Source organism: Pseudomonas laurylsulfativorans, assembly GCF_002906155.1.
Classification (GTDB): Bacteria; Pseudomonadota; Gammaproteobacteria; order Pseudomonadales; family Pseudomonadaceae; genus Aquipseudomonas; species Aquipseudomonas laurylsulfativorans.
The window spans coordinates 61,042-85,325 of sequence record NZ_MUJK01000003.1 but is presented as its reverse complement, the minus strand read 5'-3'; the positions used below and the strand labels follow the sequence as shown (position 1 = coordinate 85,325).

26 protein-coding genes are annotated in these 24,284 nt (G+C 61.0%); 1 reads left to right on the top strand and 25 read right to left on the bottom strand.

Translation table 11 applies throughout. The annotated features are described in order from the left end of the window. Positions 1–14 precede the first annotated feature (14 nt). The 6 genes from B0D71_RS10665 to flhA form a co-directional block, all read right to left on the bottom strand. Positions 15–803 carry a protein phosphatase CheZ gene (locus B0D71_RS10665; protein ID WP_103394747.1) on the bottom strand — a complete coding sequence of 263 codons (789 nt, stop codon included), beginning with the start codon at positions 801–803 and terminating at the stop codon, positions 15–17. Positions 804–824: 21 nt separating this feature from the next. After that, the gene (locus B0D71_RS10660) at positions 825–1,196 is read right to left on the bottom strand and encodes a chemotaxis response regulator CheY (RefSeq protein WP_003183998.1); all 372 of its coding nucleotides are present in this window, start codon (positions 1,194–1,196) and stop codon (positions 825–827) included. A gap of 167 nt (positions 1,197–1,363) precedes the next feature. After that, positions 1,364–2,104, bottom strand: a complete 741-nt coding sequence (gene fliA, locus B0D71_RS10655) for an RNA polymerase sigma factor FliA (RefSeq protein ID WP_103394746.1) — start codon at positions 2,102–2,104, stop codon at positions 1,364–1,366. Beyond that, the gene (gene fleN / locus B0D71_RS10650; protein WP_007975361.1) at positions 2,101–2,931 is read right to left on the bottom strand and encodes a flagellar synthesis regulator FleN; all 831 of its coding nucleotides are present in this window, start codon (positions 2,929–2,931) and stop codon (positions 2,101–2,103) included. The genes fliA and fleN overlap by 4 nt, the downstream gene beginning before the upstream one ends. A 116-nt stretch (positions 2,932–3,047) precedes the next feature. Further along, on the bottom strand, positions 3,048–4,376 hold the full coding sequence (gene flhF, locus B0D71_RS10645) for a flagellar biosynthesis GTPase FlhF (protein WP_103394745.1): 1,329 nt from the start codon (positions 4,374–4,376) through the stop codon (positions 3,048–3,050). Positions 4,377–4,387: 11 nt separating this feature from the next. Continuing rightward, positions 4,388–6,517 carry a flagellar biosynthesis protein FlhA gene (gene flhA / locus B0D71_RS10640; RefSeq protein ID WP_103394744.1) on the bottom strand — a complete coding sequence of 710 codons (2,130 nt, stop codon included), beginning with the start codon at positions 6,515–6,517 and terminating at the stop codon, positions 4,388–4,390. Positions 6,518–6,739: 222 nt separating this feature from the next. On the opposite strand from flhA, the gene B0D71_RS10635 reads away from it, so the two are divergent. Continuing rightward, complete coding sequence (locus B0D71_RS10635; protein WP_103395255.1) at positions 6,740–7,294, top strand: cytochrome b; 555 nt, start codon at positions 6,740–6,742, stop codon at positions 7,292–7,294. Positions 7,295–7,385: 91 nt separating this feature from the next. On the opposite strand, the gene flhB is transcribed toward B0D71_RS10635, so the two are convergent. The 19 genes from flhB to B0D71_RS10535 all read right to left on the bottom strand — a co-directional run bounded on the left by flhB (position 7,386) and on the right by B0D71_RS10535 (position 24,283). After that, a complete protein-coding gene (flhB, locus tag B0D71_RS10630) occupies positions 7,386–8,525 on the bottom strand; it encodes a flagellar biosynthesis protein FlhB (RefSeq protein ID WP_103394743.1) in 1,140 nt (379 codons plus the stop codon). 3 nt (positions 8,526–8,528) lie between these two features. Further along, positions 8,529–9,314, bottom strand: a complete 786-nt coding sequence (fliR, locus tag B0D71_RS10625) for a flagellar biosynthetic protein FliR (RefSeq protein ID WP_103394742.1) — start codon at positions 9,312–9,314, stop codon at positions 8,529–8,531. A gap of 3 nt (positions 9,315–9,317) precedes the next feature. Next, on the bottom strand, positions 9,318–9,587 hold the full coding sequence (fliQ, locus tag B0D71_RS10620) for a flagellar biosynthesis protein FliQ (RefSeq protein WP_007948918.1): 270 nt from the start codon (positions 9,585–9,587) through the stop codon (positions 9,318–9,320). Continuing rightward, positions 9,584–10,342: a flagellar type III secretion system pore protein FliP gene (fliP, locus tag B0D71_RS10615; RefSeq protein ID WP_103394741.1), complete on the bottom strand. Its 759-nt coding sequence runs from the start codon at positions 10,340–10,342 to the stop codon at positions 9,584–9,586. Before fliP ends, fliQ begins: the two co-directional genes overlap by 4 nt. Then, complete coding sequence (fliO, locus tag B0D71_RS10610; RefSeq protein WP_103394740.1) at positions 10,342–10,797, bottom strand: flagellar biosynthetic protein FliO; 456 nt, start codon at positions 10,795–10,797, stop codon at positions 10,342–10,344. The genes fliP and fliO overlap by 1 nt, the downstream gene beginning before the upstream one ends. Next, a complete protein-coding gene (fliN, locus tag B0D71_RS10605) occupies positions 10,798–11,244 on the bottom strand; it encodes a flagellar motor switch protein FliN (protein ID WP_103394739.1) in 447 nt (148 codons plus the stop codon). A 67-nt stretch (positions 11,245–11,311) separates the two neighbouring features. Beyond that, entirely contained in the window at positions 11,312–12,280 is a 969-nt protein-coding gene (gene fliM / locus B0D71_RS10600; RefSeq protein WP_103394738.1) for a flagellar motor switch protein FliM, read from the bottom strand. 9 nt (positions 12,281–12,289) lie between these two features. After that, positions 12,290–12,793 (bottom strand): flagellar basal body-associated protein FliL, encoded by a 504-nt coding sequence (fliL, locus tag B0D71_RS10595; RefSeq protein ID WP_103394737.1) that lies wholly within the window; start codon positions 12,791–12,793, stop codon positions 12,290–12,292. Between the two features lie 197 nt (positions 12,794–12,990). Continuing rightward, positions 12,991–14,328 carry a flagellar hook-length control protein FliK gene (locus tag B0D71_RS10585; protein ID WP_103394735.1) on the bottom strand — a complete coding sequence of 446 codons (1,338 nt, stop codon included), beginning with the start codon at positions 14,326–14,328 and terminating at the stop codon, positions 12,991–12,993. A gap of 99 nt (positions 14,329–14,427) precedes the next feature. After that, on the bottom strand, positions 14,428–14,778 hold the full coding sequence (locus B0D71_RS10580; RefSeq protein ID WP_103394734.1) for an Hpt domain-containing protein: 351 nt from the start codon (positions 14,776–14,778) through the stop codon (positions 14,428–14,430). Between the two features lie 30 nt (positions 14,779–14,808). Beyond that, positions 14,809–16,515: an ATP-binding SpoIIE family protein phosphatase gene (locus tag B0D71_RS10575; protein WP_103394733.1), complete on the bottom strand. Its 1,707-nt coding sequence runs from the start codon at positions 16,513–16,515 to the stop codon at positions 14,809–14,811. Between the two features lie 5 nt (positions 16,516–16,520). Further along, on the bottom strand, positions 16,521–16,820 hold the full coding sequence (locus B0D71_RS10570) for an STAS domain-containing protein (RefSeq protein ID WP_046037706.1): 300 nt from the start codon (positions 16,818–16,820) through the stop codon (positions 16,521–16,523). Positions 16,821–16,909: 89 nt separating this feature from the next. Next, entirely contained in the window at positions 16,910–17,359 is a 450-nt protein-coding gene (fliJ, locus tag B0D71_RS10565) for a flagellar export protein FliJ (RefSeq protein WP_103394732.1), read from the bottom strand. Between the two features lie 6 nt (positions 17,360–17,365). Continuing rightward, positions 17,366–18,724 (bottom strand): flagellar protein export ATPase FliI, encoded by a 1,359-nt coding sequence (fliI, locus tag B0D71_RS10560; RefSeq protein WP_103394731.1) that lies wholly within the window; start codon positions 18,722–18,724, stop codon positions 17,366–17,368. Then, complete coding sequence (fliH, locus tag B0D71_RS10555; RefSeq protein ID WP_103394730.1) at positions 18,714–19,511, bottom strand: flagellar assembly protein FliH; 798 nt, start codon at positions 19,509–19,511, stop codon at positions 18,714–18,716. Before fliH ends, fliI begins: the two co-directional genes overlap by 11 nt. Positions 19,512–19,515: 4 nt before the next feature. Next, positions 19,516–20,535: a flagellar motor switch protein FliG gene (gene fliG, locus B0D71_RS10550; RefSeq protein ID WP_103394729.1), complete on the bottom strand. Its 1,020-nt coding sequence runs from the start codon at positions 20,533–20,535 to the stop codon at positions 19,516–19,518. Then, the gene (gene fliF, locus B0D71_RS10545) at positions 20,528–22,315 is read right to left on the bottom strand and encodes a flagellar basal-body MS-ring/collar protein FliF (protein ID WP_103394728.1); all 1,788 of its coding nucleotides are present in this window, start codon (positions 22,313–22,315) and stop codon (positions 20,528–20,530) included. The genes fliG and fliF overlap by 8 nt, the downstream gene beginning before the upstream one ends. Positions 22,316–22,331: 16 nt before the next feature. Then, positions 22,332–22,658: a flagellar hook-basal body complex protein FliE gene (gene fliE / locus B0D71_RS10540; protein ID WP_008021337.1), complete on the bottom strand. Its 327-nt coding sequence runs from the start codon at positions 22,656–22,658 to the stop codon at positions 22,332–22,334. Between the two features lie 239 nt (positions 22,659–22,897). Next, a complete protein-coding gene (locus B0D71_RS10535; RefSeq protein ID WP_103394727.1) occupies positions 22,898–24,283 on the bottom strand; it encodes a sigma-54-dependent transcriptional regulator in 1,386 nt (461 codons plus the stop codon). Position 24,284: the final 1 nt, after the last annotated feature.

Genomic DNA, 24,284 nt, shown 5'->3' with positions numbered 1-24,284 from the left:
AAAATTCTAAAATTCTAAAATCCCAGGCTGGATAACAAATCGTCCACATCGTCCTGACCGGACACAACGTCTTCTCTTTTATCGGCATGAATCTGCGGACCTTCACCCTGAGAGAGATGTTTTTGTGGATCTTTTTCAGCAAGCATCGCTGCACGGTCATGTTCGATGCCCGCAAAGCGGTCCACCTGGCTGGCCATGAGCACGAGCTTGAGCAGGTTGCTTTCAACTTCGGTGACCAGTGCGGTCACGCGCTTGATCACTTGCCCCGTGAGGTCCTGGTAATCCTGGGCAAGCAGGATGTCGTTCAGGTTGCCCGACACTGCGCGATTGTCCGTGCCGCTGCGCGCCAGGAAGCCGTCGACCCGCCGGGCCAGTTCGCGAAACTCTTGCGCGTCGACTTCGCGGCGCATGAAGCGCCCCCAGTCCACGCTCAAGGCCTGGGCTTCGTCCGCCAGGCTGTTGACCAGCGGCGTGGCAGTTTCCACCAGGTCCATGGTGCGGTTGGCCGCCGCCTCGGTCAGCTTGACCACATACCCCAGACGCTCGGCGGCATCGGTGATCTGGGACACTTCTTCGGCTTGCGGCATGTGCGGATCAATCTGGAAATTGACGATCGCGCTATGCAGCTCGCGAGTGAGCTTGCCCACTTCCTGATACAGGCCGCGGTCACGGGTCTGGTTGAGCTCATGGATCAATTGCACCGCGTCGCCGAACTTGCCTTTTTCAAGGCTCGCGACCAATTCGACGGCGTGTTTTTTCAGGGTCGATTCAAAATCGCCCAATGAAGTTTCGTTATTGCCCATAGCTCCCCCGTGGCGCACTCATCAACCAATGCGTTCGAAAATCTTCTCGATTTTTTCTTTCAACGCCTGGGCCGTGAAGGGTTTGACCACATAGCCGTTAACGCCAGCCTGGGCCGCTTCGATGATCTGCTCACGCTTGGCTTCAGCGGTCACCATCAGCACCGGCAGGTGCTTGAGCTTTTCATCGGCACGCACGTGACGCAGCAGATCGATACCGGTCATGCCAGGCATGTTCCAGTCCGTTACCAGAAAGTCGATGCTTCCGCTGTTGAGCACCGGAATGGCGGTAGTGCCATCGTCGGCCTCGACGGTGTTGGTGAACCCAAGGTCACGCAGCAGGTTCTTGATGATCCGCCGCATCGTTGAGAAGTCATCAACGATGAGGATTTTCATGTTCTTGTCCAATTCGACCTCCAAGCAGTCTTAAACGCGCCCAGCACCTGGACGCGCCATTTCAATCAATCCGGCAAAGCACTCAATGACTGTCTGGAGCACAACAGATCGACACCGGGGCAGTTCAGCACCACACCAGCCTCGTTCGCAGTGCCCCCACACTGCCTTCAGCGCGCTCGCCACTCCCCCAAACGCCCCCGCAAACGGGCCGCGCACTGGCTGTGTAACTGGCTGACCCGCGATTCGCTGACCCCCAGGACCTCACCGATTTCCTTGAGGTTCAACTCTTCGTCGTAGTACAGCGCCAACACCAGTCGCTCACGCTCCGGCAAATTGGCAATCGCATCCGCCAGCGCAGCCTGGAAGCGTTCATCTTCCAGATCACGTGACGGCTCGAGATGAGCACTCGCGCCATCCTCGTGCAGCCCTTCGTGTTCGCCGTCCTGCAACAGATCGTCGAAACTGAATAACCGGCTGCCCAGGGTGTCGTTCAAAATTCCGTAGTAATCGTCGAGACTCAATTGGAGTTCGGCCGCAACTTCGTGATCTTTAGCGTCACGACCGGTTTTCGCTTCAATCGAGCGAATGGCGTCGCTGACCATGCGCGTATTGCGGTGAACCGAACGTGGCGCCCAGTCCCCCTTGCGCACTTCATCGAGCATGGCGCCGCGGATTCGAATGCCCGCGTACGTCTCGAAACTGGCGCCTTTGCTGGCGTCATATTTGGTCGACACTTCAAGCAGGCCGATCATCCCGGCCTGGATCAGGTCTTCGACCTGGACACTGGCCGGCAAGCGCGCCAGCAAGTGGTAAGCAATGCGTTTAACCAGCGGTGCGTAACGCTCGATCAGCTCGCACTGCGCTTCACGGGCCGATTTTTTGTAGAGGTTGTAACCGCTGGCTGTCATAGAACAGGTCCTGCTGTTTGCTGCACGAGGCGCTCGACGAAAAACTCCAGGTGCCCGCGCGGGTTGGCCGGCAGCGGCCAGGTATCGACCTTCTGCGCGATGGCCTTGAACGCCAGCGAGCACTTGGAGCGCGGGAACGCCTCGTAGACGGCGCGCTGCTTCTGCACGGCCTTGCGCACGCTTTCGTCGTAGGGCACCGCGCCGACGTATTGTAGGGCGACGTCGAGGAAGCGATCCGTGACCTTGGTCAACTTGGCGAACAGGTTGCGCCCTTCCTGCGGGCTCTGGGCCATGTTGGCCAGGACGCGGAAGCGGTTCATGCCGTAGTCGCGATTGAGCAACTTGATCAAGGCGTAGGCATCGGTTATCGAAGTCGGCTCGTCGCACACCACCAGCAGCACTTCCTGGGCTGCGCGAACGAAACTGACGACCGACTCACCAATGCCCGCGGCGGTGTCGATCACCAGTACGTCGAGGTTGTCGCCGATATCACTGAAGGCCTGGATCAGGCCAGCGTGTTGCGCAGGGCTCAGATGAACCATGCTCTGTGTGCCGGATGCGGCCGGAACGATACGGATGCCGCCGGGTCCCTGCAGCAGTACATCGCGCAGTTCGCAGCGGCCCTCGATCACGTCGGCCAGGGTACGTTTGGGTGTCAGGCCCAGCAGAACGTCGACGTTCGCCAGTCCCAGGTCGGCGTCCAGCAGCATGACGCGCCGGCCAAGCTCAGCCAAAGCCAGGGACAAGTTCACTGACACGTTAGTTTTCCCGACGCCACCTTTGCCGCCGGTCACCGCGATAACCTGTACGGGATGCATGCTGCCCATGTTAATTCTTTACCTTGTCTTGCTTAGACGGAGGCCACATTACTGGCTGCGCGTTCACAAACGGAACAATGCATGGCAGACCATCGATGTAGGTACAAAAACGATTCATTATTACCTCAGCCAACCTGCTTGGTCGGGCTGTGGTAGATGTCAGCGAACATGTCAGCCATGGCTTCTTCGCTGGGTTCTTCCTGCATTTGCACACTGACAGCGCGACTGACCAACTGATGACGGCGCGGCAGATGAAGATCATCCGGAATCCTCGGACCATCGGTCAGGTACGCCACCGGCAGCTCATGACTGATGGCCAGGCTCAACACCTCGCCCAGGCTTGCCGTTTCATCCAGTTTAGTCAGGATGCAGCCAGCGAGCCCGCAACGCTTGTAACTATGATAAGCCGCGGTTAGAACCTGTTTCTGGCTGGTGGTTGCCAGGACCAGATAGTTTTTCGAGCGGATGCCACGACCGGCCAGACTTTCAAGCTGCATGCGCAGGGCCGGATCGCTGGCCTGCAGGCCGGCGGTATCGATCAGCACCACGCGCTTGCGCAGCAAGGGTTCCAGGGCCTGCACCAGGGACTGGCCCGGGTCGACGTGGGTCACCGGCACATTGAGAATGCGCCCCAGGGTCTTGAGCTGCTCCTGGGCACCGATGCGGAAGCTGTCCATGCTCACCAGCGCAATGTTCTGCGCGCCGTACTTGAGCACGTAACGGGCCGCCAGCTTGGCCAGGGTGGTGGTCTTGCCCATGCCGGCAGGGCCGACCATGGCGATCACACCGCCCTCTTCCAGTGGCTCGACTTCCGGGGTAACGATCATGCGCGCCAGGTGCGCCAGCAACATGCGCCAAGCCTGACGGGGCTCTTCGATTTCGGTGATCAGCGCCAGCAAGTCGCGCGACAGCGGGCCAGACAGGCCAATGCGTTGCAGGCGACGCCAGAGATTGGCCTGGTCCGGACTGCTGCCTTGCAACTGATTCCAGGCCAGGGACCCGAGCTGGACTTCCATGAGCTCGCGCAGGCTGTTGAGCTCGAAACGCATCGAGTCCAACGCGCGCGGATCCACGCCAGCGGATGCTGGTGCAGCGGCCGGTGCGGGGCGACGGGGTTCGCTGTACGTCGGCTCGATCAGTGGTTCGGCGGCGGTCAACGGCAGGCCGGCGTACAACTGACGGTTGGTGCTCTTGTCGCTCTCGCCTTCGCCACGCAGGCTCAATTCGGCCTGGGCGGTGACGATCCGCGATTGCGTCTTGCGCAGTTCGTCTTCGAGTTCCATGTTCGGTACACGTGGCGCCAGCGCCGACAACTTGTAATCAAGCGCTGCCGTCAGCTCGACCCCGCCGGCGATCCGGCGGTTGCCGATAATGGCGGCATCAGCGCCCAGCTCATCACGAACCAGCTTCATGGCCTGACGCATATCGGCGGCAAAAAAACGCTTAACTTGCATAAACCACTACCTCAGCCGTTGGGCCCTACTGTCGCAACGATGGTCACTTGCTTGTTGTCAGGAATTTCCTGGTAAGCCAACACGTGCAAACCCGGGACTGCGAGCCGGCCAAATCGCGAGAGCATCGCGCGAACCGGACCGGCCACCAGCAGAATCACCGGCTGACCTTGCATCTCCTGGCGCTGCGCCGCGTCAATCAGCGAGCGCTGCAGCTTCTCAGCCATGCTTGGCTCCAGCAGAACGCCCTCTTCCGAGCCTTGCCCTGCCTTCTGCAGACTATTGAGCAATATCTGTTCCAACCTTGGCTCCAGCGTGATAACTGGCAGCTCCGACTCAGTACCTACAATGCTTTGCACGATTGCGCGGGATACGCCAACACGCACGGCAGCCACCAGCGCGGCGGTATCTTGACTCTTGGCGGCATTGTTGGCGATCGCCTCGGCAATGCTGCGGATGTCGCGCACAGGCACTTGTTCGGCCAGCAGCGCTTGCAACACCTTGAGCAACTGCGACAGCGAAACCACACCCGGCACCAGCTCCTCGGCCAGTTTCGGCGAGCTTTTGGCCAGCAATTGCATGAGTTGCTGCACTTCTTCGTGACCGATCAGTTCACTGGAATGTTTGTAGAGTATCTGGTTCAGGTGGGTAGCCACTACTGTACTGGCATCGACCACCGTATAACCGAGGGATTGTGCCTGGGCTCGCTGGCTGATTTCGATCCAGACCGCTTCCAGGCCGAAAGCCGGATCTTTGGCGGTAATGCCGTTGAGCGTGCCGTAGACCTGCCCCGGGTTGATCGCCAGCTCGCGGTCCGGGTAGATCTCCGCCTCGGCCAGGATCACCCCCATGAGGGTCAAGCGATAGGCGCTTGGCGCCAGGTCGAGGTTGTCGCGGATATGCACCGTCGGCATCAGGAAGCCCAGATCCTGGGACAGTTTCTTGCGCACACCCTTGATCCGTGCCAGCAACTGGCCACCCTGGTTGCGGTCCACCAGCGGAATCAGGCGATAACCCACTTCCAGGCCGATCATGTCGATGGGCGTCACGTCATCCCAGCCCAGCTCCTTGGTTTCCTGGGCGCGGGCTGGCGACGGCAGCAGATCTTGCTGACGCTTGACCTCTTGCAGGGCCTGTACCTTGGCGGTGTTCTGCTTTTTCCAGAACAGGTAGGCACCACCGGCCGCCAGGGCCGCCATGCTCAGGAAGGAGAAGTGCGGCATGCCGGGCACCAGCCCCATCACCGCCATCAGGCCCGCCGACACCGCCAGCGCCTTGGGCGAGGCGAACATCTGGCGATTGATTTGCTTGCCCATGTCTTCCGAACCGGAAGCACGGGTCACCATGATCGCGGCGGCTGTCGATAACAACAGTGATGGCAATTGCGCCACCAAACCGTCACCAATGGTCAACAGCGCATATACCTTGCCGGCGTCGCCGAAGGTCATGCCGTGCTGGAAGATACCGACCGCCATGCCGCCGATCAGGTTGATGAACAGGATCAGCAGGCCGGCAATGGCATCACCACGGACGAATTTGCTGGCACCGTCCATGGAACCGTAGAACTCGGCTTCCTGGGCCACTTCCGAACGGCGGGCCTTGGCCTGGGTCTGATCGATCAGGCCGGCGTTGAGGTCGGCGTCGATCGCCATTTGCTTACCGGGCATCGCATCGAGGGTGAAACGCGCGCTCACCTCGGAAATCCGCCCCGCCCCCTTGGTCACCACGACGAAGTTGATGATCATCAAGATCGCGAAGACCACGATACCAACCACGTAGTTACCGCCGATCACCACCTCGCCGAAGGCCTGGATCACCTTGCCGGCGGCGGCATGGCCGTCCTGGCCATGGAGCATCACCACCCGCGTTGAGGCCACGTTCAACGCCAGGCGTAACAGCGTCGCCACCAACAGAATGGTCGGGAACACCGCGAAATCCAGCGGGCGCAAGGCGTAGACGCACACCAGCAGCACGACGATGGACAGGGCAATGTTGAAGGTAAAGAACACGTCGAGCAGGAACGGCGGCACCGGCAACATCATCATCGCCAGCATGACCAGCAGCAACAGCGGCACGCCCAGATTGCCTCGACTGAGGTCGGCAATGTTGCTGCGGGCACTGCTGATTAACTGAGAGCGATCCACCGGTTTTCCCCGTTCCTTTAAAGCAAACTTTTGACGCCTGAAGCAGGCTCGGGGCGGCTACTGCAAGAAGCTTTCCAACTTTTGCGAAGGGGCGAATCAGAGGGCTTTTGCAGGTCGCGACCCCTTGATTTTGAGCCGGCCTAATAGTCGGTTAATGCACGCCCTCCAACATCGCGCGCCACGATGCAAATCGACAAGACCTTGAATAGGAGGAAGGCAACGATGCCGAAGGCAAAAACCACGGAATACTCCAACACCGCCAAGTGGCTGCACTGGGGCATGGCACTTGTCTGGATGAGCAGTTGGGCGTTGGGGATCCTGGCCACGCACTGGCGTGATGAACTGAACCCCCACCACGAACTCACTTTTTTGCACAAGGCATTGGCTAGCACGCTGCTTTTCATGATTGTCGTGCGAGTTGCCTGGCGCCTGAAGAATCCACCTCCAGCGCTTCCAGACCACATGAGCGGACTGATGAAGCAAGGCGCGATGATCGGTCACATCCTGCTTTACGCCATTGCGCTGATTGCATTGCCCCTTTCAGGCTGGTACTGGAGTTCTGTTGCAGACAAACCGATTCTTGTGGCGGGACTGTTTCTTTTACCGCCTCTGGTTGCCCCTGATCCCGACCTCTACGACTTGGCCAAGTACATTCATACCTGGACATCGTGGTGCTGTGGCGCACTGGTCGGCGGGCATCTGCTGGTGGCGATAAAACACCACTTTATCGACAAGGACGACGTCCTCGCCGGAATGCTGCTCAAAATCAGGCGCTGAGCTGAAAAGGCCGGCGCAGGCCAGTGCGGCTTGCGCAGAACCCTGTGGGAGCGGGCTTGCCGCGAAGGGGCCTTCAGCGGCAGCGCGAAACTCAGGAATCGCGGCGCAAATCCGGCGGGATCGGCAGGTCATCCTTGAGCGGTTCAGGTCGCTTGCCCTTGCCTGCCCGGTACTGTCGAATCTGATAGACGTAAGCCAGCACCTGTGCGACCGCCAGGTAGAGCCCGCCGGGAATTTCCTGCTCCAGCTCGGTGGAGTAGTAAATCGAGCGCGCCAGCGCAGGGGACTCCAGCAGCAAGATCTCGTTGGCCGCCGCGATCTCGCGGATCTTCAGGGCCAGGAAGTCGCTACCTTTGGCCAGCAGCACCGGCGCACTGCCCTTCTCCGGGTCGTATTTGAGGGCCACGGCGTAGTGCGTCGGGTTGGTGATGACCACGTCGGCCTCGGGAATTGCCGCCATCATCCGCCGCTGGGACATCTCGCGCTGCAGCTGTCGAATCCGCTGCTTGACCTCCGGTCGACCTTCCTGGTCTTTGTGCTCGTCGCGCACTTCCTGCTTGGTCATTTTCAGTTTCTTGATGCTTTCCCAGAGCTGTATCGGCACGTCGACGGCGGCGATGATGATCAGCCCGCAAGCCATCCACAGGGTGCTCCAACCGACCACTTGCAGGCTGTGGATAATCGCCCGGTCCAGCGGTTCGTGGGCGATTCGCAGCAGATCGTCGATGTCCGCCGACAACACCAGCAGGGCCACGAACAACACGATGAAAAACTTCGCCAGGGCCTTAAGCAGCTCAGCGATGGCCTTGGCCGAGAACATGCGCTTGAGGCCGGCGCCGGGGTTCATGCGGCTGAACTTGGGGGCCATGGTGCCGGCGGAGAACAACCAGCCGCCGAGGGATATCGGAACGATCAAGGCGGCGAGCAACAAGGTGATCATCACCGGCTGGATTGCCAGCAGGGCAATCTGCCCCGAGTGCAGCAGGTAGGTGCCCATCGAGCGCTGATCCAGCACTACCTCCCGCGACAGGGAAAAGTTCAGGCGCATCAACTCCATCATGTCCTCGGCCAGCGCTCCACCGAAAACCAGTAGCGCGCCGGCACCGGCGAGCATGATCGCCAGGGTATTGAGCTCCTTGGAACGGGCGATCTCACCCTTCTCCCGGGCGTCCTTTTTCTTTTTCTCCGTGGGGTCTTCTGTTTTGTCCTGACCGCTTTCGCTCTCAGCCATGCCTCAGCGCGCCTTTGCCAGTTCGCGTAAAAACTGCAGGGCCTCGATGGCCAGCGGTTGATACTGGTTGAGAATGTCCGCCAGCCCGACCCAGACGATAAACAGGCCGAGCACCAGGGTCAGCGGGAAACCGATGGAAAAGATGTTCAGTTGCGGCGCCGCCCGGGTCATCACGCCAAAGGCGATGTTGACCACCAGCAGCGCGGTGATCGCCGGCAATACCAGCAACAGTGCCGCGCCCAGCACCCATCCCAGCTTGCCGGCCAGCTCCCAGTAATGATTGACCATCAACCCGCTACCCACCGGCAGCGTGGTGAAGCTCTCGGTCAGCACCTCGAACACCACCAGGTGACCGTTCATCGCCAGGAACATCAGCGTTACCAGCATGGTGAAGAACTGCCCGATGACCGCCACCGACACGCCGTTGGTGGGGTCGACCATCGAAGCGAAGCCCATGCCCATCTGGATCGCGACAATCTGCCCGGCGACCACGAACGCCTGGAAGAACAGCTGCAGCGAGAACCCCAGGATCGCGCCGACAAGGATCTGTTCGGCAATCAGCAGCAACCCGCTCAAGTCCAGCGCATTGACTGGCGGCATCGGTGGCAGGCCGGGCGCGATGACTACGGTGATCGCCAGGGCGAAATACAGGCGGATGCGCTTGGGCACCAGGGATGTGCCGAACACCGGCATGACCATCAATAAGGCGCCGACGCGAAACAGCGGCAACATGAACGCCGCCACCCAGGTGCTGATCTGGGTATCCGTCAATTGCAGCAGTGAAGACATGGCTTAGCCGATGACCTGCGGAATGCTGCCGTACAACTGCAGGATGTACTCCATGAAGGTCTGCACCAGCCACGGCCCCGCCACGATCAGGGTCACCAGCATCACCAGCAGGCGCGGCAAAAAGCTCAAGGTCTGTTCGTTGATCTGCGTGGCGGCCTGGAACATCGCCACCAGCAGGCCCACCAGCAGACTCGGGATCACCAGCACCGCCACCATCATGGTGGTCAGCCACAGCGCCTCACGGAAGATGTCGACCGCAACTTCTGGCGTCATGGCGACACACCGCCGAAGCTGCTGGCCAGTGTGCCGATGATCAACGCCCAGCCATCGACCAGCACGAACAGCATGATCTTGAACGGCAGGGAAATGATCAGCGGCGAGAGCATCATCATACCCATGGCCATCAACACACTGGCCACGACCAGGTCGATGATCAGGAACGGAATGAAGATCATGAAGCCGATCTGGAACGCCGTTTTCAGCTCAGAGGTCACGAAGGCCGGTACCAGGATGGTCAGCGGCGCCTGCTCCGGCGTTGCGATGTCAGTGCGCTTGGACAGGCGCATGAACAGCTCCAGATCGCTGGTGCGGGTCTGGGCGAGCATGAAATCCTTGATCGGCACCTGCGCCTTGGCGACCGCATCCTGGGCCGTGAGTTTTTCCGCCAGATACGGCTGCAAGGCGTCCTGGTTCACCCGGTCGAACACCGGCGCCATGATGAACAGAGTCAGGAACAGCGCCATGCCGGTGAGAATCTGGTTCGACGGCGTCTGCTGCAGGCCCAGGGCCTGGCGCAGGATCGAGAAGACAATGATGATCCGGGTGAAGCTGGTCATCAGCATGACAAACGCCGGGATAAAGCTCAGCGCGGTCATGATCAGCAGGATTTGCAGGCTGACCGAGTATTCCTGCGCACCCTGTGCGTTGGTGCCCAGGGTGATGGCCGGGATCGACAGCGGATCGGCAGCGAATGCCAGCGGCGCGGCCAGCATCAGGGTCAGCGTCAAGACGATGCGTAGCGCACCCATTACTTCTTATCCTTCTGATCTTTACCCAGCATCTCCAAGAGGCGCTGGGCAAATTCCGGTGTCGGCTTGTCAGTAGTCGGCACTTGCACCGGCTCCTTGAGAACGTGCAGCGCAGTGATACTGCCAGGGCTCAAGCCCAACAGAATCTGCTCGTTGCCAACCTGCACCAGCATCAGGCGATCACGCGGCCCCAGTGCGCGAGAGCCGACAATCTCGATCACCTGCCCCTTGCCGGCCGGACCGGCCTGCTGGACCCGACGCAGCAACCAGGCGAGGAGGAAGATCAGCCCCAGCACCAGCAGCAAGCCGAACACCAGCTGTGTCAGCTGGCCAGCCACACCACTGCTCACTGCCGGTGCCGCAGCCGTGGTCGCCGTTGCAACCGGTTCGGCCGCCAGCACACTGAACGGCACGGCCAGCGCAGCCCCCAGCAAAGCCCCCAGAACCTTTTTCACTCAGCGCAGCTTCTTGATGCGTTCACTTGGGCTGATCACGTCCGTCAGGCGGATGCCGAACTTCTCGTTGACCACCACCACTTCACCGTGAGCGATGAGCGTACCGTTGACCAGCACGTCCAGCGGCTCGCCGGCCAGGCGATCCAGTTCGATCACCGAGCCCTGGTTCAGTTGCAGCAGGTTGCGGATGTTGATGTCGGTGCTGCCCACTTCCATGGAGATCGACACCGGGATATCGAGGATCACGTCCAGGTTCGGGCCTTCCAGGCTGACCGGCTCGTTGCTTCTCGGCACGCTGCCGAACTCTTCCATTGGCAGGCGGTTGGACGCGGAACTGGCGGAATCGGCGGCCAGCAAGGCGTCAATGTCAGCCTGCCCGGCATCACCGGTTTCTTCCAGGGCCGCTGCCCACTCATCAGCCAGAGCCTGGTCGTCTTGCGTGTTCATATTGTCAGTGTCCTCGGCGAGCAAAAATTCAGAATTCGGTTTAATCGCGAATGGGCACGAGCGCCGGTCAACGGCGCTCGATCGGCTCGATCACTTGCAAAGCCAGGTTGCCCTTGTGTGAGCCCATCTTGACCTTGAAGGCCGGCACGCCGTTGGCGCGCATGATCATTTCTTCCGGCATGTCGACCGGGATCACATCCCCCGGCTGCATGTGCAGGATGTCGCGCAGGCGCAACTGACGACGAGCCACCGTCGCACCGATCGGCACGTCGACGTCCAGCACGTCCTGGCGCAGGGCGTTGACCCAGCGCTCGTCCTGGTCGTCGAGGTCCGACTGGAAGCCGGCGTCGAGCATTTCACGCACCGGCTCGATCATCGAGTACGGCATGGTCACGTGCAGGTCACCGCCACCGCCATCGAGTTCGATGTGGAAGGTCGACACCACAATGGCTTCGCTCGGGCCGACGATGTTGGCCATGGCCGGGTTCACTTCCGAGTTGATGTACTCGAAGTTGACTTCCATGATCGCCTGCCAGGCTTCTTTCAAATCGACGAACGCCTGCTCCAGCACCATGCGCACCACACGCAGTTCGGTCGGGGTGAATTCACGCCCTTCGATCTTGGCGTGCCGGCCATCACCGCCGAAGAAGTTGTCCACCAGCTTGAACACCAGCTTGGCGTCGAGGATGAACAGCGCGGTGCCGCGCAGGGGCTTGATCTTGACCAGGTTGAGGCTGGTCGGCACGTACAGCGAGTGCACGTATTCGCCGAACTTCATCACCTGCACGCCACCGACCGCAACGTCTGCCGAGCGACGCAGCATGTTGAACATGCTGATGCGGGTATAGCGGGCGAAACGCTCGTTGATCATTTCGAGGGTCGGCATGCGTCCACGGACGATGCGATCCTGGCTGGTCAGGTCATAGCTTTTGACGGTGCCGGGTTCGGCAGCATTTTCGGTCTGTACCAGACCATCGTCGACGCCATGCAACAGCGCGTCGATCTCATCCTGGGACAGCAGGTCCTGCACGGCCATGTCGTGTTCCTACTGCAGTACGAAATTAGTGAAAAGCAACTGTTCGATCACCACTTTGCCGAGCTCTTTCTGCGCCACTTCCTGCACGCTGGCGGTGGCTTTCTGCCGCAGCATTTCCTGGCCGACCGGCGAGGCGAGCGTGGCGAAGTCCTGCCCGGAGAACAGCATGACAAGGTTGTTGCGGATCACCGGCATGTGGACCTTGAGTGCATCCAGATCCACCTGGTTGCGCGCGAGCATGGTGACGCTCACTTGCATGTAGCGCTGGCGACCGTTCTGGTTGTAGTTGGCCACGAAAGCCGGTGCCATCGACTCGAAAATCGCTGGCTGCTTGCCGACGGGAGCTGTTTGCGCCACGGCGGCGGCAGGTTTGCTCTGAGCGCTGTGCATGAAGTACCAGGTCGCCCCCACGGACACACCGATCGCCAGCAGCAGGGCCACCACGATCAAGATAATCAGCTTGAGTTTGCCTTTGGTTGCGGGGTCTTTTACTGCTGCGTCGCTCTTCGCCATGCCAATAATCCGTCACTAATCGGTTTTTCACAGTCGCACGGCAAGGCAAGAGCAAGTGTTATGCCATGTAGGAGCGAGCCGGTCGACGCTCGATTGCCCGCGAAGAATTCAAGAGCGCCGCGTTTAGCCAGCAAGCACGCGTTATCGTTAACGATCATCGCGAGCAAGCTCGCTCCTACAGAGGGTTTTGCGTTTGGTCAGGCGTAGTAATCGACCGCGCTGGAGCCGATCACACTGGTGGTATTGGCAGCCACCTCAGCGACGCCAGGCGTCAGGTCGTCATCCATTGAATCGAGGCGGCCGCCGCTGGCGCTGGTCCGCCCGGTCTGGCTTTGCCGGGCTTGTTCCTGCCCTTGCTGCGAACCACGGGACTGATCCGAAACGTTGACATCGACCTGCCCCATGCCCTGCTGTGCGAACATGTCGCGCAAACGATGGACCTGGCCATCCAGCGCCTCACGAACTCCCGGATGCGCGCTCATGAACGTGACCTGGGTCTGCTGATCGGGAACCATGTTCACCCGAATGTCCAGGCGCCCGAGCTCAGCGGGCTGCAACTGGATGTCCGCCGCCTTGAGATTGGCGCTGGACAGGTACATGACCCGGTTCACCACCTCTTCGGTCCACCCGCTCTGGTGCATGGCGATCGGCTGGTTCACCGGCAAGGCGTTGGCAGTCTTCGGCGTCGCCGCCTGGGTCAGTGCTGCCAGGCGGTTGGCGAAATCATCGACACGGGTGTCGCTGCTGGCGGACTTGAGGTCCTTCAGGCCGTCATCGATCAAGCCGCTGAACGCCTTGTCGCCGTCCTGACCGGCGCTGTTCTTGTCGGCCTGAACATCCAGCATGGTCGCCATGCCGGCGGCAAAGTTTTGCGCCGAAGTCAGCTCACCGTCAGCCTGGGCTTGCGCCTGGGTCGGTGCCGCCCTGGACTGTGCCTGGCTGGAAGCCGACACGTGACCGCTCTGTTCCATCGCCAGACGTAACGCTGGCAGGGCGTCGAGAGGATCAGCCTCCGGATCGAAATCGCCGTCTGTAGTGGTCTGTGCCGGCGTGGTTGTCGCGGTGATGGCTGCAGCAACCGCCGCGTCAACCGCTGGTGGCACAGTGTCGGCCACGGCGGGAGTTGTCGGCGCAGGTATCACTGGCTGTACGGCTTGCTGCAAGGAGGGATCAAGCGCCGGATCGACCGGCGCGGCATCGACGACTGGAGCCTGGTCGACATCCGCCGCATCATCGTCGGCCGTCTTGCCGGCAGGCAAGGATTTGCCGCCATCGGCAACCACCCGCTCGCGGGCGGCAGACTTGTCGTTGCCAGCGTCTTTTTTTCCAGCGGCATCGGAGCTTTTGTCACGACCCGGCTTGAACGAGGCATCAGCCACCGCATCGGGCTTGTTCTGGGCCTGATTGGCATAGACATGAGCGAAGCTTGCGGCCTTGCCTCCGGGCTCAGCGGTCAGCGCCGGAGGATTGGCGGACGCAGCCTGAGTCTTGGCCTGCCTGGAGGCCTGAAGCAGAATATCGGGGGTAACGGGCATGAAACGGTCTCCGCTGCACGGGGCTCTGAGTACAGTTGAATGAGTTGATTGCAAAGGTCGAGCCAGTTTCACTCGAAGGAGACCACATACAACTTATGCTCAGATTTTCGCCGGGCAACGCTGTCGTTCAGCTTCGTACAGAGGCCGGATACCGGCAAACTCGTTATCGATTTTGCCGACCAGTTCCTGAACGGCCGCGCTTGGCAAACTTGCGGCCTGCTGTTCAAGCTGGTGGCACAACTTGGTCAGCCTGACTGCACCCATATTGCTGCTGCTGCCCTTGAAGCTATGGGCGGTTTCAACCAGCAGTTCGGTACTGTCAGCTGTTCTCAAGACGTTCAGGCGCTCTTCGGAGTCCGCGAGAAAGATTTCCAACAGATCCGGATAGCCCTCTTCCATCACTTCGCGCAATGCACTCAGCACGCCGTGATCCACATGTGTGTTGTCCACTTGCTCACTCCTTGATCAAGAATGCGCGGATTATGCCAGAGCCTCCCAGATAAACTCCACGCGTGCCCTTCGACCACCGTCGGTCCAGCGGGCATTGCGCCCCAACTGGCGGATCAGACTGACCCCTCGTCCCGACAGGCGGATGTCATCCAGCGGTCTTGCCATCACCCGCTCGACATCGAACCCCTTGCCGCTGTCTTCGATGTGAATGGTCAGGCAACCGCCGCCGTCGGTCGGCGCCACCTGCAAATGTACCCGTACATAGCCTTCCTGCAGTTCGCCGAGCCGGGCACTGCGCTCTTGATAATACCGTGCAAAACCCGATGCATCGCGCTTGAGGCTCGAATCCAGCCCCAGCACGCCATGTTCCAGCGCATTGGAATAGAGTTCCGCCAGCACGCTGTAAAGCGCACCGCTCTGATCCCGAAGGCCATGAACCTCGAGCAGCAACCGCAACAGGTAGGGTAGCGGATTGAAACGCTTGAGCGTGGCGGCGCGAAATTCGAAACTCGCCGACCAGTCCAGCGGACAGGACTGGCCGCTGTCGGAGTAGACCAATGCCGGCGGCGTAATCTGCGCCGGCTCCAGCAAGCTGATTTCGACCATGCTGACATCGTCGCGCGCTTCACCGCCGAAATCGCGCAGCGCCTGCTCGATCTCTTCGAACAGCGCCTCCGGCTGACGATTGATGGCGAACACCTGCTGCAATCGCTGCACGCCAAACAACTGGTCATTGGCGTCGCAGGTGTCGATCACGCCATCGGACAAGAGGAAAACCCGATCCCCGAGCGCCATGGGAAACACTTCGGTGCGCTCATCGAAGGATTCCGGGCTCAGCACCCCCAAAGGCAGGTGCCGCGCCGGCAGAGGGGTTCGCTCGCCACTGGCAATGCGATGCAGGTAACCGTCGGGCATTCCACCGTTCCAGACCTCAACCGAACGACGCTGAAAACTCAGGCACAGCAACGTCGCACAGCAAAACATGTCCACCGGCAGGATGCGCTTGAGCTTGGCATTCATCTCGCGCAGGGTTTCCGCCAGGCCATAACCCTTGGCTGTCATCCCGTAGAAGACTTCGGCCAAGGGCATGGCGCCAACCGCCGCCGGCAGACCGTGGCCTGTGAAGTCACCCAGCATTACGTGCATATCACCGGCCGGGGTAAAGGCGGCCAGCAACAGGTCGCCGTTGAACAGCGCATAAGGCGATTGCAGATAACGGATATTCGGAGCGGCATTCAGGCAGCCGGAGTGCGCCACCTTGTCGAAAACCGCCTTGGCCACGCGCTGCTCGTTGAGCAGGTAGTCGTGGTGCCGGGCGATCTGGTCACGCTGTTGCAGCACCGTGTCCTGCAAGCGCCGCAAACGATCCATCGCCTTGATCTTGGCCGCGAGAATCACCTGGTTATAGGGTTTAGCCAGAAAGTCGTCACCGCCGACCTCCAGACACCGGGCCAGGGCTTCGCTTTCGGACAACGACGTGAGGAAGATAATCGGCACCAGGGTTTCCCCGGCCAGGGCCTTGATCTGCCGGGCCGCCTCGAAGCCGTCCATGACCGGCATCATCGCATCCATCAACACCAGGTGCGGTTGTTGCCGGCCAAACGCGTCGACCGCTTCAGCGCCGTTGGCCGCCGTCAGCACTTCGTGCCCCTGGCGGCGCAGTATGCTCGACAACAGCAGGCGATCGGCGGCGCTGTCCTCGGCAATCAGGATCGTCAGCGGCTCCAGTGGTTGCATGGCAATCAACTGATGTCGAACAACTTGTCGAAGTTGGAGATGGCGAGAATTTTGCGCACGTCGGTACTGCTGTTGACGACACGCACATCGGAGTCGTCGCCACCGGCGTGATCACGCAGCAAAAGCAGCATGCCCAGGGCCGAGCTATCGAGGTAAGTGGCCTCTTTGAGGTCGACCACGACCGCCGATAGCTGCTTATCTTCGTAGGACTGACGAAATTCCTGATGCTTGGCGAAATCGAAACGACCCTTGACCGAGATCGTCAGCTTTTGCCCATCCTGGGACACTTCTGAAACGACTGACATTTAATGGCTTCCTTGTCTTTGGAAAACGTTTAGAAGGTTTAGCACCAGGTATGGATGGGAGCAAGGCAGCCCAATTTTCGAACGCACACTCAATACGGATTCTCGCGCGGCAAGCGCTGGGACAGCTCATCCAGCAACTTCTGTTCGCGCCGGTCTTCAAGCGCCCGCGCCTCATCGGCATAGCGCTGAACCAGCTTGCGCAAGCCTTCGACCCGGGCAAACGCCTGCTGCCAAGTTTCCCGGGCCTTGTTCAGGTTGTTTTGATGCCAGGCCAGGCTTTGCCGCTGCTGGTCGATGGCCGTGCCCAGTTGCGCCAGAAAGCCCTGATAGCCCAGCAACCATTGGCCCGAAACGCCGCCGCTGCCACGTACGATCCATTGTTCCTGATAGTCAAGGCGGAAGGCTTCAAGGTCGGCGAGCTTGCTTTCGGCCAGGCGCACCTGCCCTTGAAAATACCCCAGGCGCTGGACCGCGGTTTTCTCGGCCTTTTCGGCCATTTCCACCACGGGTGCCAGCCTTCCTGCCCGACTCTGGGCCATGACCGCTTAACCGCCTGCCGCGGGCGCGAAGATCGAGGCGAGATACGCTTCGCTTTCGCCCAGGCTGATGCTGTCGTTGAGGCCCTGACGCAGGTACTTGACCAGTTGCGGCTGCAGGGAGATCGCCAGGTCGGTCTCCCGATCACCACCGGCGACATAGGCGCCAACACTGATCAGGTCGCGACTCTGCTGATAGCGCGACCACAGTTGCTTGAAGTACTGCGCACGGGTCATGTGTTCCGGCGACACCACCGCCGGCATCACTCGGCTGATGGAAGCTTCGATATCGATGGCCGGGTAATGCCCTTCTTCGGCCAGGCGCCGGGACAGCACGATGTGCCCGTCGAGCACGCCTCGCGCCGAGTCGGCAATCGGGTCCTGCTGGTCATCGCCTTCGGACAGCACGGTGTAGAAAGCAGTGATCGAACCGCCGCCCTTCTCCGCGTTACCCGCCCGCTCCACCAGCTTCGGCAGTTTGGCGAATACCGACGGCGGATAGCCCTTGGTCGCCGGCGGCTCGCCAATGGCCAGGGCGATTTCCCGCTGGGCCTGGGCGAAACGGGTCAGCGAGTCCATCAGTAACAGGACATTCTTGCCCTTGTCGCGGAAATACTCGGCAATTCGCGTGCAGTACATGGCCGCTCGCAGGCGCATCAGCGGCGCATCGTCCGCCGGGGACGCCACGACCACCGAACGCTTGAGCCCTTCTTCACCGAGGATGTGCTCGATGAATTCCTTGACTTCGCGGCCCCGCTCACCAATCAGCCCGACGACGATAATGTCGGCCTCGGTAAAGCGCGTCATCATCCCCAGCAGCACAGATTTACCGACACCGGTACCGGCAAACAGGCCGAGCCGCTGGCCGCGTCCGACTGTCAGCATGCCGTTGATGCAACGGATGCCCACGTCCAGCGGCTCGCTGATCGGCTCACGCTTGAGCGGGTTGATGGTCGGGCCATCCATTGGCACCCAGTCTTCGGCCTTCATCCCGCCCTTGCCGTCCAGGGCACGACCGGCGCCATCGAGTACCCGTCCGAGCATGCTCATGCCCATGGGTAGGCGACCGGTATCGGCCAACGGCACCACTCGGGCACCGGGCGCAATGCCAGCGACACTGCCGACCGGCATCAGGAAGACCTTGCTGCCGGAGAAGCCCATCACTTCAGCTTCGACCTGCACCGGGTGATAGCTGTCGTCGTTGATGACCATGCAGCGGCTGCCCATGGCGGCGCGCAGGCCTTCAGCTTCGAGGGTCAGGCCGACCATGCGCAGCAAGCGGCCTTCAAGGATCGGCGCGCCGGCCAACCCCGTGGCCTCGGCATAGCTGCCCAGGCGCTTGGCAAAGCTGGTGCGCTCAAGGCGCATCAGGCGCATCCGTTTCTGGTGAGGTTGCAGGCTTGCTGTCGACCGCAAGCTCCAGGCTCAGGTCTGGCGCGGCCGGGTGCAAGGCCTGCTCGTGCAACTGGTCGAACAGCTTGTCCATCACCCGCGCGACGCGGGTCTCGACTGTGGCGTCGATGCGACTGTGTTCTGTCTCGACCCGGCAACCGCCAGGCAACAACGATTCGTCCTCGACGATGCGCCAGGTTTCTTCATGGCGTTCGCGCAGGGCTTTGACCTGTTCGAAATCCTGCGGATTGATGTACAGCCGCACATTGCCCACGCCCAACGGCAGGAGCTTGAGGGCATCGCGCATGACGTGTTCGATCTGCGTCGAGTCGATGGCCAGTTCGCGCTGGATCACCTGTTTGGTGATGTGCTGCACGAGGTCGACCAGGGATTTTTCGATCTGGGTGTCCTGCTCGGCGATCGGCTCGAACAGGTGGCTCATCAGTTGCTCCAGCGCCCCGATCTTGGCCGTCAGGGCCACTTCGGCTTCCTGGCGGACCTTGAGCGTGGTGCTGTGGAAACCTTCCTTCTCACCCACCGCGAAACCTTCGTTGTAGGCTTCCTGGCGAATGCTTTCGAGCTCTTCGAGGGTCAGTGGCTGGACTTCTTCCAGCGGCACTTCTTCCATTTCCGGCGGCTCGGGTTCTGGTTCAGGCTCAGGCTCGGGTTGCGGCGGATCGAAGCTGGGCAGTGCCCAGGTATCGAAGCCACTGACATCCCTGGCCCGGATCAGGTCAGTGGGTGCATCATCATTCTTGACCATGGTGTTAGATCATTTCCTCGCCGCCCTTGCCGCCGAGAACGATTTCTCCGGCTTCGGCCATACGGCGGGCGATGGTGAGGATTTCCTTCTGCGCGGTTTCCACGTCGCTGACGCGCACCGGGCCCTTGGCTTCCAGGTCGTCGCGCAACAGTTCGGCCGCACGCTTGGACATGTTCTTGAAGATCTTCTCCTTGACGCCTTCGTCCGACCCTTTGAGGGCCAGCACCAGCACATCGGAGGACACCTCGCGCAGCAGCGCCTGAATGCCGCGGTCGTCGACATCGGCCAGGTTGTTGAACACGAACATGAGGTCTTCGATCTGACCGGACAGGTCTTCGTCGACTTCGCGGATCGAGTCCATGAGCTGGCCTTCGATGGAGCTGTCGAGGAAGTTCATGATGTCCGCTGCACGCTTGATGCCACCCAGGGTGGTGCGCGAGGCATTCGAATTGCCGGAGAACTGCTTCTCGAGAATCTGGTTGAGTTCTTTCAGGGCCGCAGGCTGTACGGTGTTCAGCGAGGAAACCCGCAGGATGATGTCCAGTCGCGCCTTGTGGTCGAAGTTACCGAGCACTTCACCGGCCTGGTCGGGATCGAGATACGCCACCACGATCGCCTGGATCTGCGGGTGCTCGTAACGGATCACGTCGGCGACGGCGCGCGGCTCCATCCACTTCAGGCTGTCGAGGCCGCTGGTGTTGCCACCGAGCAGGATGCGGTCGATCAGGCCGTTAGCCTTGTCTTCGCCCAGGGCCTGGGTGAGCATTTTGCGCACATAGTCGTCGGAACCGACGCCAAGGCTGGTCTGGTCGCCGACGATGTCGACGAACTCTCTCATCACCTGCTCGACCTGCTCGCGGTGCACATTACCCATCTGGGCCATGGCCACACCCACGCGCTGAACCTCTTTGGGGCCCATGTGACGCAGCACCTGGGCAGCGTCGGTGGAGCCCAGGGACAACAGCAGGATTGCGGCTTTGTCGACCTTGGACAGTTTGGCGGCAACGGCTCGGTTATCACTCATCTGCGTTAATCCACTCTTTCACGACCTGGGCCACACGACCCGGATCCTCTGCCACCAGACTCTTGATTGCGTTCAACTGTGCGTCATAGCCTTCGCTCGGGCTCGGCAGCAGAATGCTTTGCGGGCCGCCGAGGCTGACACGATCGTTGGCCAGCTCGCCATCCAGACCGCCCATGCCACCCAACTCGACGTCGCTGCCGATACCGGCCAACTGCTTGCCCTTGCCACCACCGGTGATGTTGTTGAGCACCGGACGCAGCACACCGAACACCAGCACCAGAATGAACAGCACTCCCAGCACTTGCTTGACGATGTCCCAGAACCACGGCTGCGAGTAGAACGGAATATCGGCAATCACTTCACCGCGCTCGGCGGAGAACGGCATGTTGATCACGCTGACACTGTCACCACGACTGGCATCGAAGCCAACCGCGTCCTGAACCAGACGCGTGAAGCGCGAAAGTTCATCGGCAGTCCATGGCGCACGGGTGGTTTCGCCGTTGGTCGGGTTGATCTTGACCTGATCATCGACCACTACCGACACCGACAGGCGATTCAAACGACCCTGCTGCTGCTTGGTATGGCTGATGGAACGGTCGAGTTCGAAGTTCTTGGTCGATTGTTGACGCTTGTCCGCCGGATACGGCGCGAGCATTGGCTGGCCGGTGGCTGGGTCCATGATTTGCTGGCCGTTGGCATCGATCAGCGGCTGGCCTGGCTGCACCATGCCCGCCGACGCGGTGGCGCCACCGGTGGTCTGCGGCGCGGAGGCCGGCGACGGCGGCTGGTTGCTCAAGGCACCCGGCACACCCTGCGGGCCATTGCTGGCGGTACGTTGCTCGTTGACCGACTGCTCGCTGCGCAGGGCAGGCTGGTCCGGATTGAACTGCTCGGAGGTCGACTCGACCGCACTGAAGTCCACATCGGCCGAGACTTCGGCCTTATAACGGTCGTTGCCCAATACCGGCTGCAGGATGTTGTGCACACGCTGGGTGAGCATGCTTTCCATGCGACGACTGTAGTCGAACTGCTTGCCAGCCATGGTCAGTTCGGAGTTTTCCGCCTGATCCGAGAGCAGGTTGCCTTTCTGGTCGACGACGGTGATCTGCGACTTGCTGAGTTCGGGAACGCTGGTCGCCATCAGGTTGATGATGGCCACGACCTGGCCTGGTTCGAGGGAGCGACCGGAATAGAGTTCAACCAGAACCGAAGCGCTCGGCTTGCGCTCATCGCGCACGAACACCGAACTTTTCGGGATCGCCAGGTGCACGCGGGCACCCTTGACGTTGTTCAAGCTGGAAATGGTGCGGGCCAGCTCGCCTTCGAGGCCGCGACGATAGCGGGTCGCTTCCATGAACTGGCTGGTGCCCAGCCCCTGTTCCTTGTCGAGGATTTCAAAACCGATGTTGCCGTCGCTGGGAGTGACACCAGCGGCCGCGAGCTTGAGCCTCGCACGGGACAGGTCATCGGCCTTGACCAGCAAGGCTCCGGAGTTGGGTTCGACGGTGTACGGGATATCGGCGGAGGCCAGGGTATCCATGACCTGCTTGGCGTCCATGCCGGCAAGGCTGCCGTACAGAGGCCGGTAGTCCGGCTGTTGGGACCACAACACCACGGCAAAACCAATCGCCACGCTCGCCGCCAGGCCGACCAACAGGCCCACCTGACGCAACACGGTCATCTCGGAGATGTTTTCCAGGAAAGACAACCCGAACAGCGGTGGTTTGCCGTCTATTGGAGTGGCCTTGGCCGGAACATTATCGGCGACTGCTTCTGCCATGACTCAATCTCGTCCTTTAAACCGGCATCTGCATGATGTCTTGGTAGGCCTGAACCAGCTTGTTGCGCACCTGGGTCAATGCCTGGAACGACACACTGGCCTTCTGCGAGGAAATCATCACGTCCGTGAGGTCGACGCCGCTTTTGCCGATTTCGAAGGCGCTGGCCAACTGCGTGGAAGCCTGTTGGGTGTCGTTCACTTTATTGACGGCCTGGCCGAGCATGTCAGAAAAGCTGCTGCCCGCCACTTCAGGGACGGCAGTCGATTTCGGCGCAGACATGGCATCCATTTGCATGGCGCGCATATCCAGCATCAACCGATTGAATTCAATACCTTGGCTCATGATTACTCTCTTTGACGACCCGCAATTTTTTGACACTCACTCGGCGGGTAATGAGGTGTTAGCAACAAGGGTGCCAGCTCCATGGCCTTGTTTCACAAAAGCCCTTCTCATCGCCGCCGCCCCCTGTAGGAGCGAGCCTGCTCGCGATGAACCCGAGAACACCGCGGGGTGTCAGGTTCCCAGCGTTATCGTTCACATCCATCGCGAGCAAGCTCGCTCCTACAGGGACACAATCAGGATCAGGTGGCGAACAAGTAAGCTTCTACATCCATGCCCGCATCGCGCATCTGCGCCAGCTTGTAGCGCAGGGTTCGCGGACTGATCCCCAGGCGCTCGGCCGCCTCTTTGCGGCGACCGCGCTCGGCGCGCAGGGTATCGATGATCATCTGGAACTCGCGGCGACGCAGGTCATCACCCAGCGCACCGGCCGACTCGGACTCGATTTCCACAGCACCCGCTGGCACCGCAGCCAACGCAGGCAATGGAGCGCAAGCCACCGGCCCGGCCAGGCAGAAGTCCTGCGGCTGGATCAAGCCACCCTGCTGCAGAATCAGCGCACGCTGAATCGCGTTGTCCAACTCTCGCACGTTACCCGGCCATGGATAACCGATCAGGCACGCCTGGGCCTCGGGCGATAATCTGGCAGCCGAATGCTTCATTTTATTGACGTGCTTGGCCAGCAGACGCTCGGCCAGCGGCAGGATGTCAGCGGTGCGCTCGCGCAGCGGACGCCAGGCCAGGGGAAACACCGACAGGCGATAATACAGATCCTCACGGAAGCGCCCCGCCGCCACTTCGCCCGCCAGGTCGCGATTGGTGGTCGCGACCACACGAATATCCAGTGTGATCGGCTTGCGCGCCCCAACCCTTTCGACCTCGCGCTCCTGCAGCACGCGCAGCAGTTTGGCCTGGAGCCCTAAAGGCATTTCGGAAATTTCATCGAGCAGAAGGGTGCCGCCGTCGGCCTGCTCGAACTTGCCGGCCTGCGCGGCAATGGCGCCGGTGAAGGAGCCCTTCTCGTGACCGAACAAGGTCGCTTCGAGCATGTTGTCCGGGATCGCCGCGCAATTGATCGCAATGAACGGCTGACTGGCGCGATGAGAGTGCTGATGGATGTACCGTGCCAGCACTTCCTTGCCCGTGCCCGACTCACCCGAGATCAACACCGTGGAATCGCTGCGCGCGACCCGCGCCGCCAATTCGAGCAGCTGCGCGCTCGCGGGCTCGAACGCCACCGGCCCCTCGCTCTCGGTCGGGCCGAAACTGCCCAGGGCATGACGCGCCACCAGATCGAGCAACGCCTTGGGCTCGAAGGGTTTGACCAGGTAATCCGCCGCGCCTTGGCGCATCGCATCGACCGCACGCTCGACCGCACCGTGAGCCGTCATCAGCAACACCGGTAACTGCGGCTGCCGCGCCCGTAACAGACCCAGCAACTGATGGCCGTCCATGCCCGGCATGTTGACGTCGCTGACCACCAGACTGAAGGCCTCGCCACCGACGGCAGCCAACGCCTCTTCCGCCGACCCCACCGCCTTGTAATCGTGCCCCGAGAGCAACAGCGTATCCGCCAGTGCCTCGCGCAACGCGCGGTCGTCCTCGACCAGCAGAACCTTGATGCCCATC

Bases quoted from the DNA above. Each gene is read 5' to 3' on its own strand.
- fliM (WP_103394738.1), bottom strand. From the start codon at position 12,280: ATGGCCGTGCAGGACCTGCTGTCCCAGGATGAGATCGACGCGCTGTTG.
- B0D71_RS10660 (WP_003183998.1), bottom strand. From the start codon at position 1,196: ATGAAAATCCTCATCGTTGATGACTTCTCAACGATGCGGCGGATCATC.
- B0D71_RS10570 (WP_046037706.1), bottom strand. From the start codon at position 16,820: ATGTCAGTCGTTTCAGAAGTGTCCCAGGATGGGCAAAAGCTGACGATC.
- fliF (WP_103394728.1), bottom strand. From the start codon at position 22,315: ATGGCAGAAGCAGTCGCCGATAATGTTCCGGCCAAGGCCACTCCAATA.
- fliP (WP_103394741.1), bottom strand. From the start codon at position 10,342: ATGGGTGCGCTACGCATCGTCTTGACGCTGACCCTGATGCTGGCCGCG.
- B0D71_RS10665 (WP_103394747.1), bottom strand. From the start codon at position 803: ATGGGCAATAACGAAACTTCATTGGGCGATTTTGAATCGACCCTGAAA.
- fliR (WP_103394742.1), bottom strand. From the start codon at position 9,314: ATGTCTTCACTGCTGCAATTGACGGATACCCAGATCAGCACCTGGGTG.
- fliN (WP_103394739.1), bottom strand. From the start codon at position 11,244: ATGAACACGCAAGACGACCAGGCTCTGGCTGATGAGTGGGCAGCGGCC.
- fliI (WP_103394731.1), bottom strand. From the start codon at position 18,724: ATGCGCCTTGAGCGCACCAGCTTTGCCAAGCGCCTGGGCAGCTATGCC.
- B0D71_RS10575 (WP_103394733.1), bottom strand. From the start codon at position 16,515: ATGCAACCACTGGAGCCGCTGACGATCCTGATTGCCGAGGACAGCGCC.
- B0D71_RS10535 (WP_103394727.1), bottom strand. From the start codon at position 24,283: ATGGGCATCAAGGTTCTGCTGGTCGAGGACGACCGCGCGTTGCGCGAG.
- fleN (WP_007975361.1), bottom strand. From the start codon at position 2,931: ATGGGCAGCATGCATCCCGTACAGGTTATCGCGGTGACCGGCGGCAAA.
- fliA (WP_103394746.1), bottom strand. From the start codon at position 2,104: ATGACAGCCAGCGGTTACAACCTCTACAAAAAATCGGCCCGTGAAGCG.
- fliH (WP_103394730.1), bottom strand. From the start codon at position 19,511: ATGGTCAAGAATGATGATGCACCCACTGACCTGATCCGGGCCAGGGAT.
- fliQ (WP_007948918.1), bottom strand. From the start codon at position 9,587: ATGACGCCAGAAGTTGCGGTCGACATCTTCCGTGAGGCGCTGTGGCTG.
- flhB (WP_103394743.1), bottom strand. From the start codon at position 8,525: ATGGCTGAGAGCGAAAGCGGTCAGGACAAAACAGAAGACCCCACGGAG.
- fliE (WP_008021337.1), bottom strand. From the start codon at position 22,658: ATGAGCCAAGGTATTGAATTCAATCGGTTGATGCTGGATATGCGCGCC.
- fliJ (WP_103394732.1), bottom strand. From the start codon at position 17,359: ATGGCCCAGAGTCGGGCAGGAAGGCTGGCACCCGTGGTGGAAATGGCC.
- fliL (WP_103394737.1), bottom strand. From the start codon at position 12,793: ATGGCGAAGAGCGACGCAGCAGTAAAAGACCCCGCAACCAAAGGCAAA.
- B0D71_RS10585 (WP_103394735.1), bottom strand. From the start codon at position 14,328: ATGCCCGTTACCCCCGATATTCTGCTTCAGGCCTCCAGGCAGGCCAAG.
- fliG (WP_103394729.1), bottom strand. From the start codon at position 20,535: ATGAGTGATAACCGAGCCGTTGCCGCCAAACTGTCCAAGGTCGACAAA.
- flhF (WP_103394745.1), bottom strand. From the start codon at position 4,376: ATGCAAGTTAAGCGTTTTTTTGCCGCCGATATGCGTCAGGCCATGAAG.
- B0D71_RS10635 (WP_103395255.1), top strand. From the start codon at position 6,740: ATGCCGAAGGCAAAAACCACGGAATACTCCAACACCGCCAAGTGGCTG.